At 62.7% G+C, this 14,325-nt stretch carries 14 protein-coding genes; 6 read left to right on the forward strand and 8 right to left on the reverse strand.

The window, feature by feature from the left end; genetic code table 11:
- The first annotated feature begins 10 nt into the window (after window positions 1-10).
- The 6 genes from pcaD (at window position 11) to AC3YMN_RS00175 (ending at window position 4,299) form a co-directional block, all read left to right on the forward strand.
- Window positions 11-820: a 3-oxoadipate enol-lactonase gene (pcaD, locus tag AC3YMN_RS00150; RefSeq protein ID WP_489888468.1), complete on the forward strand. Its 810-nt coding sequence runs from the start codon at window positions 11-13 to the stop codon at window positions 818-820.
- The gene (gene pcaC / locus AC3YMN_RS00155) at window positions 798-1,187 is read left to right on the forward strand and encodes a 4-carboxymuconolactone decarboxylase (RefSeq protein WP_489888469.1); all 390 of its coding nucleotides are present in this window, start codon (window positions 798-800) and stop codon (window positions 1,185-1,187) included. Before pcaD ends, pcaC begins: the two co-directional genes overlap by 23 nt.
- Complete coding sequence (pcaH, locus tag AC3YMN_RS00160; RefSeq protein ID WP_172125767.1) at window positions 1,184-1,930, forward strand: protocatechuate 3,4-dioxygenase subunit beta; 747 nt, start codon at window positions 1,184-1,186, stop codon at window positions 1,928-1,930. Before pcaC ends, pcaH begins: the two co-directional genes overlap by 4 nt.
- Entirely contained in the window at window positions 1,930-2,550 is a 621-nt protein-coding gene (gene pcaG, locus AC3YMN_RS00165; RefSeq protein WP_489888470.1) for a protocatechuate 3,4-dioxygenase subunit alpha, read from the forward strand. The genes pcaH and pcaG overlap by 1 nt, the downstream gene beginning before the upstream one ends.
- A gap of 19 nt (window positions 2,551-2,569) precedes the next feature.
- Window positions 2,570-3,601, forward strand: coding sequence for a 3-carboxy-cis,cis-muconate cycloisomerase (locus AC3YMN_RS00170; RefSeq protein ID WP_489888471.1), 1,032 nt, complete (start codon window positions 2,570-2,572; stop codon window positions 3,599-3,601).
- 155 nt (window positions 3,602-3,756) lie between these two features.
- Window positions 3,757-4,299: a cupin domain-containing protein gene (locus tag AC3YMN_RS00175; RefSeq protein ID WP_489888472.1), complete on the forward strand. Its 543-nt coding sequence runs from the start codon at window positions 3,757-3,759 to the stop codon at window positions 4,297-4,299.
- 12 nt (window positions 4,300-4,311) lie between these two features.
- Here the strand turns inward: AC3YMN_RS00175 and AC3YMN_RS00180 are convergent, their stop codons facing one another.
- From AC3YMN_RS00180 to AC3YMN_RS00215, 8 genes are all read right to left on the reverse strand, one after another.
- Window positions 4,312-5,205: a LysR family transcriptional regulator gene (locus AC3YMN_RS00180; RefSeq protein WP_489888473.1), complete on the reverse strand. Its 894-nt coding sequence runs from the start codon at window positions 5,203-5,205 to the stop codon at window positions 4,312-4,314.
- A 129-nt stretch (window positions 5,206-5,334) separates the two neighbouring features.
- On the reverse strand, window positions 5,335-7,347 hold the full coding sequence (locus tag AC3YMN_RS00185) for a beta-N-acetylhexosaminidase (RefSeq protein ID WP_489888474.1): 2,013 nt from the start codon (window positions 7,345-7,347) through the stop codon (window positions 5,335-5,337).
- A 124-nt stretch (window positions 7,348-7,471) separates the two neighbouring features.
- Window positions 7,472-8,338, reverse strand: a complete 867-nt coding sequence (locus AC3YMN_RS00190) for a MurR/RpiR family transcriptional regulator (protein ID WP_489888475.1) — start codon at window positions 8,336-8,338, stop codon at window positions 7,472-7,474.
- Between the two features lie 25 nt (window positions 8,339-8,363).
- Window positions 8,364-9,440 carry an ABC transporter ATP-binding protein gene (locus AC3YMN_RS00195; RefSeq protein ID WP_489888476.1) on the reverse strand — a complete coding sequence of 359 codons (1,077 nt, stop codon included), beginning with the start codon at window positions 9,438-9,440 and terminating at the stop codon, window positions 8,364-8,366.
- A gap of 64 nt (window positions 9,441-9,504) precedes the next feature.
- Window positions 9,505-10,728 (reverse strand): extracellular solute-binding protein, encoded by a 1,224-nt coding sequence (locus AC3YMN_RS00200; protein WP_489888477.1) that lies wholly within the window; start codon window positions 10,726-10,728, stop codon window positions 9,505-9,507.
- Between the two features lie 94 nt (window positions 10,729-10,822).
- On the reverse strand, window positions 10,823-11,665 hold the full coding sequence (locus tag AC3YMN_RS00205) for a carbohydrate ABC transporter permease (RefSeq protein ID WP_489889176.1): 843 nt from the start codon (window positions 11,663-11,665) through the stop codon (window positions 10,823-10,825).
- Between the two features lie 92 nt (window positions 11,666-11,757).
- Window positions 11,758-12,645 carry a carbohydrate ABC transporter permease gene (locus AC3YMN_RS00210; RefSeq protein ID WP_489888478.1) on the reverse strand — a complete coding sequence of 296 codons (888 nt, stop codon included), beginning with the start codon at window positions 12,643-12,645 and terminating at the stop codon, window positions 11,758-11,760.
- A gap of 12 nt (window positions 12,646-12,657) precedes the next feature.
- Window positions 12,658-13,812: a Gfo/Idh/MocA family protein gene (locus AC3YMN_RS00215; RefSeq protein WP_489888479.1), complete on the reverse strand. Its 1,155-nt coding sequence runs from the start codon at window positions 13,810-13,812 to the stop codon at window positions 12,658-12,660.
- Window positions 13,813-14,325 lie beyond the last annotated feature (513 nt).

A 14,325-nucleotide genomic window follows, 5' to 3' on the forward strand; every position in this document is an offset into this window, starting at 1 on the left:
GAGGGAAAGCATGGGATTTGTGCGCAACGGCGAGGTGGTGCTGCGGTATTCGGTGCAGGGGCGCGCCGATGCGCCAGTCCTCGCCCTGGTCAATTCGCTCGGCACCGATGCGCGGATCTGGGACGGCGTGATCGAGAGGCTCGTGCCGCACTATCGCCTCCTGAGCTATGACAAGCGCGGCCATGGCCTCAGCGATGCGCCCCCGGGTCCCTACGCCCTTGCCGATCACCTGTCCGACCTTGCGGCGGTGCTCGATCATTTGGGGGTGGAGCGGCTCGCCTTGGCGGGGGTTTCGGTGGGCGGTTTGATCGCGCAGGGCTTTGCGCTTGCGCAACCCCAGCGGCTCAGCGCCCTGATCCTGTGCGACACCGCGGGGCGGATTGGCAATGACGGGCTGTGGAGCGAGCGCATCGCCGCCGTTGAGAATGGTGGCATGGCGGCGCTGGCAGACCTGCTGGTGGAGCGCTGGTTTTCACCGGGCTATCGGGCCGCTGAGGCGGACGCCGTCACCGGTTGGCGCAACATGCTGCTGCGCACCCCCGCCATTGGTTATGCCGGCACCTGCGCCACGCTGCGCGACACCGATCTGACCGAAGCCATTGCCGCTATCGGGCTGCCCACGCTGGTAGTGGCCGGCGATGCCGATCTCGCCACGCCGCCGGAGCTGGTGCAGGCGACCGCGCAGCGCATCCCCGGTGCGCAGTTCAAGATCATGCCCGGGGTCGGGCATATCCCATCCATCGAGCAGCCCGGACTCTTGGCCGGGTTGATCGCCACTTTCCTCAGCGAGGCCGGTTATGGCAACAAGCCCAAGCTTTGAACGCGGCATGGCGACCCGTCGCGCCGTGCTCGGCGACAACCATGTCGACAAGGCGAACGCGCGCAAAACCGTGTTCGACGACGATTTCCAGACCTTTATCACCGAAGGCGCCTGGGGCTCGGTATGGTCGCGGCCGGGATTGAGCAAGCGCGAGCGCTCCATGCTGACCATCGCGCTCTTGGCGGCGCTGGGCCACGACGAGGAAGTGGCGATGCATGTGCGCGCCAGCGTCAACACGGGCACCTCGCCCGACGACATCAAGGAGGCCCTGTTGCATGTTGCCGTTTATGCGGGCGTTCCGGCCGCCAACCGGGCCTTCCGGATTGCCAAGGAAGAGCTGGCCAAACGCGATGAGGTGAGCCAATGAGCGCGATCATGCTGCCCGGCGCCGATGGCGCCCTCTATCAGCGCGACCACAGCTGGCACCCGCCGGCCAACACCCCCGGCTACAAGAGCACGACCTTTCGCGCGCCGCGCCAGCCCCTGCTGGCGCTGGGCGCGACGGCCAGCGAGCTGACCGGCCCCACCTTTGGTCATTCGATGCTGGGCCAGCTCGATAATGATCTGATCCGCAACTACAGCCAGGATGGGACCGAGGCAATCGGCCAGCGCATGATCGTTTATGGCCAGGTGCTGGATGAAAACGCCCGCGCCGTGCCCAATACGCTGGTGGAATTTTGGCAGGCCAATGCCGGCGGGCGCTATCGCCACAAAAGGGAAGGATATCTGGCCGCTATCGACCCCAATTTCGGCGGCTGCGGGCGGACCATCACCGACGAAAACGGGTTTTATTCCTTCCGCACGGTCAAGCCGGGAGCCTATCCCTGGCCCAATGGCGCCAATGACTGGCGCCCTGCCCATATCCATTTTTCCGTGTTCGGGCACGCCTTTGCCCAGCGGCTGATTACCCAGATGTATTTCGAAGGAGATCCGATGATCTGGCAATGCCCGATTGTGGGCACCGTGCCCGACAAGGCTGGCATTGAGCAGCTGATCGCCCGGCTGGATCGCCACAACACCACGCCCATGGACGCGCTCGCCTATCGCTTTGACATCGTGCTGCGCGGACGCCGCTCGACCATGTTCGAAAACAAACTGGAGGGGAACTGATGTTGCACCCCGTTCCAACCCTGCGCGAAACGCCCTCGCAAACGGCCGGGCCCTATGTGCATATCGGCATGACGCCGAACTTTGCCGAAATCCGGGGCATCTATGACGCCGATCCGGGCCTGGCCATGCTGACGCCCCAGACTGTGGGCGAGCGCATCGAGATCGTGGGCCGCATCGTCGATGGCGCGGGCTCACCGGTTGGCGATGCCGTGGTCGAAATCTGGCAGGCCGATGCGAGCGGCGCCTTTGCAGCGCCCATGGGGCCCAACAGCAATTCGGCCCCCCCTTTTACCGGCTGGGGCCGCCAGCCGGTAAATGCCGAGGGTGTTTTTACCTTCGAGACGATCAAGCCCGGTCCCGTAGCAGGACCGGACGGCAAGCCGATGGCGCCGCATGTGAGCCTTTGGATCGTGGCGCGCGGCATCAATATCGGGCTGCAGACGCGGCTTTATTTCGCCGATGAAGCGGAAGCCAATGCGGCCGATTTCGTGCTCAACAAGATCTTGGATCCGCGCCGCCGGCAGACGCTGATTGCCCGGCGCGAGGAGGGCATGGTGCCGCGCTATGTGCTCGACATTTACCTTCAGGGTGACAAAGAAACAGTGTTCTTCGACATCTGAGCGGGGGAGAGTGACGGCTATGAACACCTTGCTCAGGGCTCTCGCCGGCGACGCCGAAGTCGCGTGCCTACTCTCCGATGACGCCCAGATCACGGCCATGCTGGCGGTGGAAACGGCGCTGGCCGAGGCGAGCGCCGAGTGCGGCTGGATCAGCGAAGATGCGGCGGCCGCAGTGGCTGCCGGCATCAACGACTTTGTCCCCGATTGGCAAGCTCTGGCGGCCGGAATGGCGCAGGATGGCGTTGTGGTGCCCGCGCTGGTGCGGCAATTGCGGGGGCTGGTTGCTGAGCCTCATCGCGCGGCCGTGCACAAGGGCGCGACCAGCCAGGACATCATCGATACCGCCCTGATGCTGCAGCTCGCCGAGGTGTTTGATCTTTATGAGGAGCGGCTGAGCGCCCTGCTGGGGCAGCTCGACCGGCTGGCGGAAACGGCTGGCGAGCGGGAGCTGATGGCCCATACCCGCATGCAGGTGGCACTGCCGACCAGTTGGGGCGCCAAGCTCGCGAGTTGGCGCGAGCCCCTGCAGCGCTATTTGCGCCTGCTGCTGTCCATGCGCCGTACCCTGCTCGTGGTGCAACTGGGCGGGCCGGTGGGGGATCGCGGCAGTTTTGCCGGGCAAGGCGACGCCATTGCTGCAGCCCTCGCGCGGCGGCTTGATCTGGGACTCGCTGCCCCTTGGCAGGCCACGCGCGACCCCATCGTGGCGCTTGGCAATCTTCTGGCGATGATCAGCGGCAGTCTGGGCAAGATCGGAGCGGATATCGCCTTGTTGGCGCAAAATGAGGTGGCAGCCGTGCAGCTGCACGGCGGGGGCGGCTCGTCGGCCATGGCGCACAAGTCCAACCCGGTCAATGCCGAGGTGCTGGTGGCGCTGGCCCGCGCCAATGCGGGCCTGGCCGGCACGCTGCAACAGGCCATGGTGCATGAATATGAGCGCTCGGGCGCGGCATGGACGCTGGAGTGGCTGACCTTGCCGCCCATGCTGATCAACACCGGCGCGAGCCTGCGGCTAGGCCTGGCGCTGCTGGACCAACTGGAACTGCTCTAACGCGGCGATCGAGCGTCAACTGGCGCCATAGGCAGTGCGTGGCAGCGGAAGGATGGCAAGCCACTGTTCCATGGGTGAAACTGTTCGTCCAAATCCGCGATCTGCCGCTCGCAAGTGCAGCGGCATATCTTGTTCATGTTCTTAGGAGAAACGACATGAGCAACAGCCAAATGAGCGAACAATCCACCCAGCTTCCACCCGATGATCCCAGCCGCACCGCGACCATCATCCACCCAGAGGATGCAGGACTTACTCATTTGGGTATCGGAGCTGGCACCTACACCATCCTGATCTCGGGCGAGCAGACCGGCGGTCGCTATACAATGATCGACATGCTGGTGCCGGCCGGTGGTCCACCGCCCCATCGGCATGATTTCGAGGAGGTTTTCCACATCCTCGAAGGCGAGTTGGAAATTGCCTTTCGTGACGAGGTCCACCACGTCGGCCCCGGCCAATCCATCAACATCCCGGCCAATGCGCCGCATGGCTTTCGCGTGGTGTCGGCGGCTCCGGCCCGCTTCCTCTGCATCTGCCTGCCGGCGGGGCAGGAAGAATTCTTCAAACTCGTCGGTGAAGTGCTCCCGAGCCGCACCACGCCACCGACCCCGCCAACTCCCGAAATCCTGGCGGAGCGCCGGGATATCCTGATGGCCAATGCCGCCCGCTTTCACAGTGAGTTTCTGCCTCCTCGTGGATGAACCATCCTTTCGTCACCATGCGACATAGGCCGCCAACTCGTCCGGCGTGCCTTTGGGAAAGGCCAGCCGCAAATGCTCGAGAAAGGCCGATACGCGCGCACTTAGCAGGCGCCGAGAGGGATAAAGCGCCCAAAGAGTGGTGTCGGGAGCATCGATGTCGCCCCAATGCACCAGCCGGCCGGCGGCCAGGTCATGGCTGACCAACGAGATCGGCAGTTGCCCGGCGCCGACCCCTGTAAGGACAGCATCGCGGATCATGGGCAGCGATGAGAGTTTAAGAATTGGATCAATGGCTATGCTCTTGGGTCCGTTCTGCGAGCGCAGGCTCCAGGTCACGGCGCGCTCGCCTGACACCTGGACAACCGCTGGAACCGGCTCGCCCTTATCCGGACGCGCCAAGGCGGGGCTCCCAACCACAACGAGCCGATCGTGCAGGAAGGCGCGTCCGACCAGACTTTCATCGGGCTTTGGGTTGACCCGGATCACCAGATCATAGGCCTCCTCAACCATGTCGACATTGCGGTCCTCACCCGTCACCTCGAGCCGGACCTGCGGGTATTTCATCGCAAACTCGGCGGCGAGTTTTCCCATCGCCATCTGGGAGAACAACAATGGCGCGCTGATCCGCAGCGTGCCGCGTGGATTCTCGCCACCGGATGCAATAGCTGCCGCAGCCTCCTCGAGTTCAGTGAGCAGAACGCCAGTTCGCTCGAACAAAGCGCGGCCTTCCTGCGTGAGCTTCAGGGCGCGCCCGCCCCGCTCAAACAAGCGCAGTTGCAGGCTCGCTTCCAGTTCGCTCACCCGGCGGGACAATGTTGCCATGGGGCGCCCAGCTTCTCTTGCCGCCCTGCCGAACCCGCCATGGCGGGCAACCAGATTGAAGTCAGCGAGAGCGAGCAAATCCATGTATTTCACCTCTAAGACATTGGGCCCAGACATATCGCCTATTGGGTGACCAAGCGAAAAGGGAGCCTTGGCTCCCCTTGTGTCTTGAACGATGATGACACGGCTATTGCCGTGAACCCGGTTGAGCTGTCACTCGCTGGCCCAGTGGCCATACATGATGGGCATAAGCCCGACCATGGAGGCGAAGCGCTCCCAGCTTTTATGCTCGGGCAGGGTCCAGCCCGCTTCGGCGATGGCAGAAAGGCGGGGGAAAACCAGGCGATCAAAGATGGCGCGGTCAGTCATTGATTCCGACCAGATGCAGCTCTGGATACCCAACAGGTGCTTGAGCGCCTCTGGCGAAAAACCCTCCCGTGCCTCGAACTCATAGGTTTCGCGCGGGCCGGACCATCCCGCCCAGCCGGCACCCGGCTCGGCCCAGGAGACGCCATTGGCCATGTCGAGATAATAGCGCTGGCCCGGGGAAACCACGATGTCGAACCCGCGCTCGGCCAGCTCGGCATTGACCTCCACATTACGCCAGCCGATCACATAGGAATGCTCCTTGGTCACGGCATCGCCATGCGCCGCCTCCTCCCAGCCGCCGGTCAGGGCGCCTTTTTTGGTGATATAGGCGTGGACGCGCTTGATGAACTCGGCCTGCAGGATCGCGGTGGGGGAGCCTTCGATCTCGTCGGCGCCATGATGGTTGCCCAGCTGGTTGAACTGTGCCTCGTGCTTTTGACGCATCTCGGACCCTGCGAGCTGTTCCAGCATGTCCAGCGCCAGCGGCGAGCCTGACCAGGCCGCCAGCGGCACCTCGTCGGCGCCGATATGGAAGATGCCGGCCGGAAACAGCTCCAGCACTTCATCCACCACGGCCTCGACGAACCGGTAGACCGGCTCATGGGCCGGGTTGAGGCTGTTGTTGGGAAAGCCTTGCACGCTTTGGTATTGGCCGGTCTCACTGGGATCGCGCAATTCGGGCAGCGCTTGCAGCGCGGCATAGAAGTGCCCTGGCATGTCCACTTCGGGGATCACCGCGATCCCTAGACTATCGGCCAAGGCCACGATCTGGCGGATAACCGGTTTGGAGTAATACCCCCCTGTGGGCTGCGGCCCCGAGCCCAACAGCGGCGGCATCGCAAGACCATGGCCACGCCAGGCCGCAACCTCGGTGAGCGCGGGATAAGCATCGATCTCGATGCGCCAGGCTTCGTCCTCGGTCAGGTGCCAGTGGAACTTGTTCATCTTGTTCCAGGCCAGGATCTTGAGAAACTGGCTGACCTCGGCGCCGGTGTAGAACTGGCGCGCGACATCGAGGTGACTGCCCCGAAACGCAAATCCGGGCTCGTCGGTAATGGTGCCCCCCGTCGGGAAGCTGAACGTGCCTGGATGGAGCCGCGCTCCCCGCAGCATCTGCCCCAAGGTCACAACCCCATAAAACAGCCCCTGCCGCGTGGTCGCCGCCACGATGGCGCCAGCCTCGGCAAACTCGATCCGGTAGGCTTCCGCCGCCATACCCGGCTGCTCCACCAGCCTCACCGGTAAGCCCGCTTCGGACGCCGGGCGCACAATGGCCTCCACGGGGAACAGATCATGCACCAGCCCGGTAAAGGCTGCCGCCGCGCGGTTCGCCGCTTCGCCCTGCGGTTTAAGGTCAAAACCCGCGGGCGCAATGCGGCTGCCCGTGGTCGCCACCTGGCGCGGCCAGGGAATGATCGCATGGCGCGCGGGTGATCGGGCCGGCACCGCAAACCGGGCTGCGCCTTTCAGGAGTGGGGAATTGTGCCCCTTGCCGTGGGTGGGCGCGGTCGTTACCGCCACCGCCGTCCCGTCCTCCAGCACCACATAAGCCGCATTGGCCCCGTCGCTCCAGTGCCGCAGGCCATAAGACAGGCCGCGGGCGGTCGCCACCCAGGTTTCGCCAGGCTGCAGCACCAGCCCCTCGGGCGGCCCGATCAGCGTGTGGTTGGAAAGGCGCTTGAGCAGCGTGCCATTTTCCAGCGTTGCCGTCGGATCGATCCGTGCCGGCCCTGAAAAGCCAAGCTGGAAGTTGGCAACCGGGCTGGTGCCGGTATTGGTCAGCTCCAGACCATAGCCGAGCGGCTCCCCGTCAGCGGCAGGGGACCAGGAGGTTCGGAGGGCAAAGGCGATGGTCATGGGCAAAATTCACTCTACAGGCTGGAAGAAGGGACGGCGTGGCAGCACCCGCCCTGGGACGAGTGAAATGGACGGGGAAACAAGGCGTCGGTGGGGACAACCGAAGAAAGCACCACGCAAAGCCCTAGTCCCCCAGCGGCTGGGCGTCGTCACCGTCGCGGTTGACGACCAGTTGGTGCTTGATGCGGCGCATGCTGCCAATGGCACGGGAGCCCAGGCGCACGGCCACGGTCTGGGCGAGGATGTCGAGCGTGGCCAGAAAGGCGTAGCGCCCGGGAGTGGGGCGAACAATGTCCTGGTTTTCGCGCCAAAAGACGGGCACCAGCACATCGGCCTGCTCAGCCATGGCCGAACCCGCGCGCGAGACCACCAGTCGCGTCGTGCCATATTCCCCTGCCGCTGCCAGCGCCCGCGCCAGCGGCAGGTTATTGCCCGAAAGCGAAAACGCGAGCACGACACTCCCTACTGGCGCGGAAGCGGCGCGCATCAGCTGCACCTGATGGTCGGTGGATGAGGTCACCTTGAGCCCCAGACGAAACAAACGGGCCTCCGCTTCGCTCGCGACCATGGAGGAGGAACCCCCCGAGCCAAAGCACAGCACAAAGCTCGAAGCCGCCAGCGCCTCGGCCGCGCGCTCGATGGCGTCAAAATCCAGCGCCTCGAAGCTGTCGTAAAGCGTGGACTGGATGCCGTTCACCACCTCCTGGGCGATGTCATGCACGCTCGTTGGCCCCGAACTTGGGGCGATATAGCGCTGGCCCACAAAGCGCGACTGCGCCAGCCTCACCTTGAAATCGGCATAGGAGTCGCAGCCCAGCCGGCGGCAAAACCGTGTCACCGTGGGCGGTGACACCTCGGCCTGGGCGGCAAGATCGACAATGCTCATCTTGAGCACGCCTTCCACATCGGCCAGCACGATTCCGGTAAGGGCCTGCTCCGAGCGGGTAAAAACCGTCTTCTCGCTCTGCAGCAGCCCGACAATGTCCAGCATGGGCCCTCCCCGAACGCGCGCCCGCCTAGTAGATGGCGAGCCCCCGGCTATCAAACACATGCACCTGGTCGGGCTCGAAGCTAACCTCGATCGGAGCGCCTTCGGTGATCCTGGGATCCCCTTCAAAGAGCCCGATGAAGTTCTCGCCGCCCGGCAGCCCGGAATAAATCACTGTGTGGATGCCCAGATGCTCGACAATGCGCGGCATGATGGTGAGCGTGAAGGCGCCGGGCCCGAGATTGAGATGCTCGGGACGAACGCCCAGCGTCACGGGCTCACCGATAGCGGGCGCCGACCGACGGGGCAGGGAAAGAGTCCCAAGCACGCCCAGATCAAGGCTCACCATCGCGCCATCGAAGGCGGCCACCGTGCCGTTGATGAAGTTCATCTTGGGCGAGCCGATAAAGCCCGCCACGAACAGATTATCGGGCCTGTGGTACAGATCGAGCGGGGAGCCGACCTGCGAGATCTGGCCGGCGTCGAGCACCACGATCTTGTCGGCCATGGTCATGGCCTCCACCTGGTCGTGGGTCACATAGATCATGGTCGAGCCCAGCCGCTTATGGAGCTCCATCAACTCGATGCGCATCTCCGAGCGTAGCGCCGCATCCAGATTGGAAAGCGGCTCGTCAAAGAGAAAGATCTTGGGCTGACGCACGATCGCCCGCCCGATGGCCACGCGTTGCCGCTGCCCGCCCGAAAGCTGGCCCGGCCGATGCTGCAGGCGCGGCTCCAGCTGCAGTACCTTGGCCGCGGCATGGACGCGCTTGTCCACCTCGGCCTGGGGCAGCCTTTCCACCCGCAGGGGAAAAGCGATGTTCTCGAACACGGTCATATGCGGATAAAGCGCATAGGATTGGAACACCATGGCAATGCCGCGTTGCACCGGCGGCAGCTCATTGACGGTCTTGCCCGAGATGACGATCTCGCCGGCGCTCACATCCTCGAGCCCCGCGATCATGCGCAAGAGGGTGGACTTGCCGCAGCCCGAAGGCCCCACAAACACCACGAACTCGCCATCGGCCACGTTCAGATCGATTCCCTTGATGACGCGGGCTTCATTGAAGCTCTTTTCAACGCTTTTGAGGCTGAGCTGCGACATGGATCTGCTGTCTCCGATGGGGAAAACCGCCGCCCGTGGGCGGCGGCGAGATCGCTGTAGTTTCTTACTTGTACTGCTCGATTTCGGCGGCGGCGTTTTCCAGCGCAGCCTGCGGCTCGGCCTGGCCAGTCACCACGGACTGGACCATCTCGATCATCACGTTCTGGAAGCCGACATAGTCAGTGAGGAGCGGTTCGGGACCGCCAAACTCGATGCCATCAACGAAGGGCTTCCAGTGCGGTTTTTCGGCGATCATGGCGTCCACTTCAGGAGAAGGCCGCAGCGGAGTAAGACCGCCTTCGGACAGCTCGTAGGCCAGCTGGTTTGCCGGCGACGTCAGGAACTTGCCAAATTCGATAACCTTGTCTTCTTGGCCGGTGCCCTTGAACACGGCCAGGGAGTCGGTGATCAGCAGCGTGCCCGGACCCTGTGCGTCAGGACCAACTGGTAGGGGAGCAACGCCCCAATTGATGCCGGCTTCCGTGCCGCGATTGGCGCAGCTGACCGAGCAGTGCATCATGGCAAGGCCACCGTCGAGCCAGATGGCGCGCACTTCGTTCTGCTCATAGGCCGTGGGGCCTTCTTCGGAATAGGGAACGATGTCCTTGAAGGCCGTCAGGGCCGCAAGGTTCTGCGGGCTGTTGAGGACGATATTTCCATCGGCATCGATGACCTGCCCGTTGTTGGTGTAGATCCAGTGCAAGAACCAGTGCACGGTGCCATCAAAGGTCTTGGCGATCATGCCAAAGCCCGCGGCGTCAGTGTTCTCGGTGATCTGCTTGGCAAAAGCCTGCTGCTCTTCCCAGGTCTTGGGCGGAGTTTCGGGATCGAGCCCAGCCTGTTCGAACAAATCCTTGTTCCAGAAAAACGCCTTGGTGGAGAACGCCACCGGGATGCCCCACTGCGCGCCTTCGAAGGTCACGGTCTCGGGCACGAAATTGTAGTAGGCGGCCTTCTCCTCGTCCGACATCGGGACGGGAACGATCAAGTCGTTCTGGGCGAATTGCTTGAGGGTGCGCGAGCCGACATAGGCGATGTCGACGGGGGTGCCGGCGACGGCGAGGGTCGTCACCTTGTCCTGGCACTGACCCCAGCCGACGAGTTCGGGCGCAACGGGGTAATCGGGATTGGCGGCGTTCCATTCTTCGAAGAGTTTGGTGTAGACCGGGGTCACCACATCACCGCACAAGATGATGTTGATCTCCTCGGCGGCGGCCATTCCCGCCAGTCCGGTGGAGCCGGACAGGGCGGCAAGCGAGGCCAGGACGAAGCGCTTGGATATTTTCATGCGTTAGTCTCCCTTTGTGATGCGCGGTCCCTTCCAGAGCCGCTTCTTTCCTTGGCCGGGAGCAGGGTCCCGGCGTCCGAAACCCTTGGTTGCTTTATTGCTTGACTGCCCCGGCGGTGAGGCCGGCTACGAGATAGCGTTGCAGAAAAACGATCACGATCATGACGGGCAGGATGCCCACGAAGGAGGCCGCCATCAGCTCGTTCCAGAGCACCTCCTGCTTGCCGAAAAAGGCATAAAGCCCGATCGGCAGCGGCATGAACTCCGTCTTGGAATTAAAGGTCAGCGCAAAGATGAATTGCTGCGCATACGCCCCGATAAAGGTCATGATGGCCACGACAACGATGCCGGGCATGGCCAGCGGCAGGATCACCCGGCGCAGGGTATAAAGGCGTGAGGCACCATCGACCCAGGCGGCCTCGTCCAGTTCGCGCGGAATGCGCAGCATATAGGTGCGCAACAGCCAGATAGACGAGGGGATCAGGAACGCCGCACCCGGCACGATCATGGCGAAATAGCTGTTGAGCAGGCCCATGGCCCGCATCAGCCGGAACAGCGGGATCAAGAGCACAGCACCCGAAAACATGTTCACGGCCAGGAACATGCCCAGCAGCATGCCGGCCCCGGCGAAGCGGAAGCGGGCAAAGGCATAGGCCGCCGGCACCACCACGACGAGGACGATCAGCGTCACCACGCTGGAGATGAAAAACGAGTTGAAGATGTGCAGGCCCAGCATGGGGACGCTGGACCACATATCGATATAGGCGTTGAAGGAGCCGTTTTTCGGAATGAAGCTGTAGGGCGTCGAGAACAACTGGGCGAGCGGCTTCAGCGAGACCATGAAGCCCTCGATAAAGGGCGCCAGCACGAAGAACAGGAATAGCGCGATCCCCGAATAGATCGCGACCACTTCGTACCACTGGTAGCGGTCGATCATCGCCCTTGTGGAGCGTGCCCTGGCCTTGCGCCCCCGGCGGACCAGCGCCGCATCATTGAGGGCCGCAACTTCTTGGGAATGGGGCACATCGGTCACTTGGCTTCTCCTTGCCCGAGGCGGCGCACGGCGCGGAAATAAACGAGGCAGAATATCGACACGAAGATGCAGATCACCACGGCCCGCGCGGCGCCTTCGCCATATTTGCGGCTGCCCATAGCGGTCTTGTAGGTGTCGATAATCATCGTCGTGGTGGAGCCCGAGGGGCCCCCTTGAGTCAGGATCCAGATGATGTCGAACGAATTGAATGTGGCGATAAGCGAGAGCAGGCTCATGGTGACGATGGCCGGCACCATCAGCGGCAGGGTGATGCGGCGCCAGCGATAAAAGCGCCCGGCACCATCGGTCCAGGCGGCCTCGTAGAGATCCTTGGGGATCGACTGCATGGCCGCGAGGAAATAGATCGTGACCATGGGCACGCCGATCCACACATCGGTTACGATGGTGGCCCAGAAGGCGGTGTGGCCATAGGCGAGCCAGGCGACGGGACCGTTGATCAGACCGAAATTCTGCAGCAGGCCCGAGATCATCCCGAATTGGCCATTATACATCCAGCCCCACATGAAGATGCCGATCGCGATAGGCACGATCCAGGGCGGCATGGTGAGGATGCGAAACAGCGTCTGGCCGGGGACAGCCGCATTGAGCAGCACGGCCCCGCACATGCCGATGATCATCTTTATGGAGACCGAAAAGAAGGTCCAGATGATGGTGCGGATGATGATTTCGGTGAAATTGCCGGCGCCAAAGATGCGCTCGTAATTGGCCCAGCCCACGAAATCATAGCCAGGGCGCAGGGCGGCATTGGTGAAGGAGAGAATGATGGTGTCGACCAGCGGATAGGCGACAATGGTCAGGATGTAGATCAGGGCCGGAGCCAGCAGGGCGAGAGCGAAAACTGTTGCGCTTCTGGTGCTGGTCATCGGCGGTCCCCCTTACTGGCTTCGGCCGAGTGCATTGTCGAAGCGCTGCCAGATCGGGGTCATGTGGACCACCGATCGCGTTTTCATCGCTTGGTCCATGGCCAGCGCCAGCAAGCCTGCCTCAAGCGCGTCGGTGACCGACACCGGCAGGGGCACCCCCTCGGTTAGGTGCCGCAAAATGTCCTCGGCCATCTGCTCATCGGCCCCGTAATGTACCGAGAGGTCGCTTGCCTTGTAGGTCTTGTCTTCAAACCGCTCGGAGGTGCGACTATCGGTGACCTTGAAGTAATTGCGCACGAAGTCCCCTTCGGCCATGCCCTTGGCGCCAATCACCGCAAAGCGCCGGTAATCGTCGGGCACGTTAAGATTGGTGTGGAAGGTGAGCGCAGCGCCAGTTTCGTACTGCACGATCGCAGTCTGGAAATCGATGATGTCGCCATCGCTATCAAAGACCTTGTCGGAGCCTTCCCAGCCCGAGGGCTTGCGATGATAAACTTCGAGATCGTTGGCGCCGGCGCCCTGTGGTGAATTGGCTGGCGTGAAGCTGCGGCGACCGCCGAAGCTCGCCACATGCAGCGGCCGGCACCCCATTACCCCATTATAAAGATCAAGGTCGTGGCAGCATTTTTCGAGCATGAAGCTGCCGGCATAGCGCTCATAACGGCGCCAATCACGCATGAAAAAGGCGCCGTGATAGGGCGGGATGGTCTCGGAAGCCTCGATGGCCACGATGTCGCCCAGCTGGCCTTCCGCCTGCGCCTGGCGCAAATCCTGGTATAGCGGCGCATAGCGCAGCACGAGGCCGACCATAACCCGATCCGTGCCGTATCGCCCGAGCAGTTCGGCCAGTGCCATGGTGTCATCGACCGAGGTAACGACGGGCTTTTCGGCAAAGATCTTCATGCCGCGCTCAAGCCCGATGCGGATGTGCTCGAGATGCAGGTGATTGGGTGAGCCGACCATCAGCAGATCGAGTTGGCCCTCTTCGATCAGCGCCTCAAGGCTTTGGAAGGCATAACCGACGGAAACACCGTGTTCCTGCGCATAGGACAGGCCGGCGGGAGCAGGATCCACATAGCCCACAATCTCGAAGTCGTCCCTGGCTGCGGAAAACACCCGCGCTAGATAGCCCAAACGAAATCCGAGACCGATTACGCCGACCCGCATGAATTCGCTACCCCCGCGTTCTTCTTGTGCCGGCCCCGGGTGGGGTCAGTACTTTCTTGTAAAGTATTTTCAAGCTAGGCGGCTTTCAAAGCGCGTGTCAACATTGATTGTGTGGCTCGCACAACAGCAAACAGCAGAGCGATTATTCTGCTCAAAGCGGCAGCAAGTTGCCGTATGTTCAGGCAAAAACTCGGTTCACGCTCCGGCGATGTAAGCGCTCCATCTTGGTGCAGCAAGGCACAGCCTGCCTGCTGGAAGCACTTGTGCAAGCTGTGGGGAAAGGGCAGCGTTCAACGCTGACCCTGAAAATCCCCAACAAGGCTGCGGATGGCGCAGCCGCGTCTGTCGCCGCTCTTATGTTAACCTTGGTTGATCCCTGGGCAGCGGTTGATTTTCTTGCTTGCACCGGCCATGTGCCTTTGGAACCGTATTGGAGCGCGCCGTTGAAGGTCGTGTTGACACAGCCCAAGGTCCGAATGCTCGATGGAGACGATATCGGCAGGATCGCAAAGA

It is taken from the genome of Devosia sp. Z11_6 (assembly GCF_058133665.1).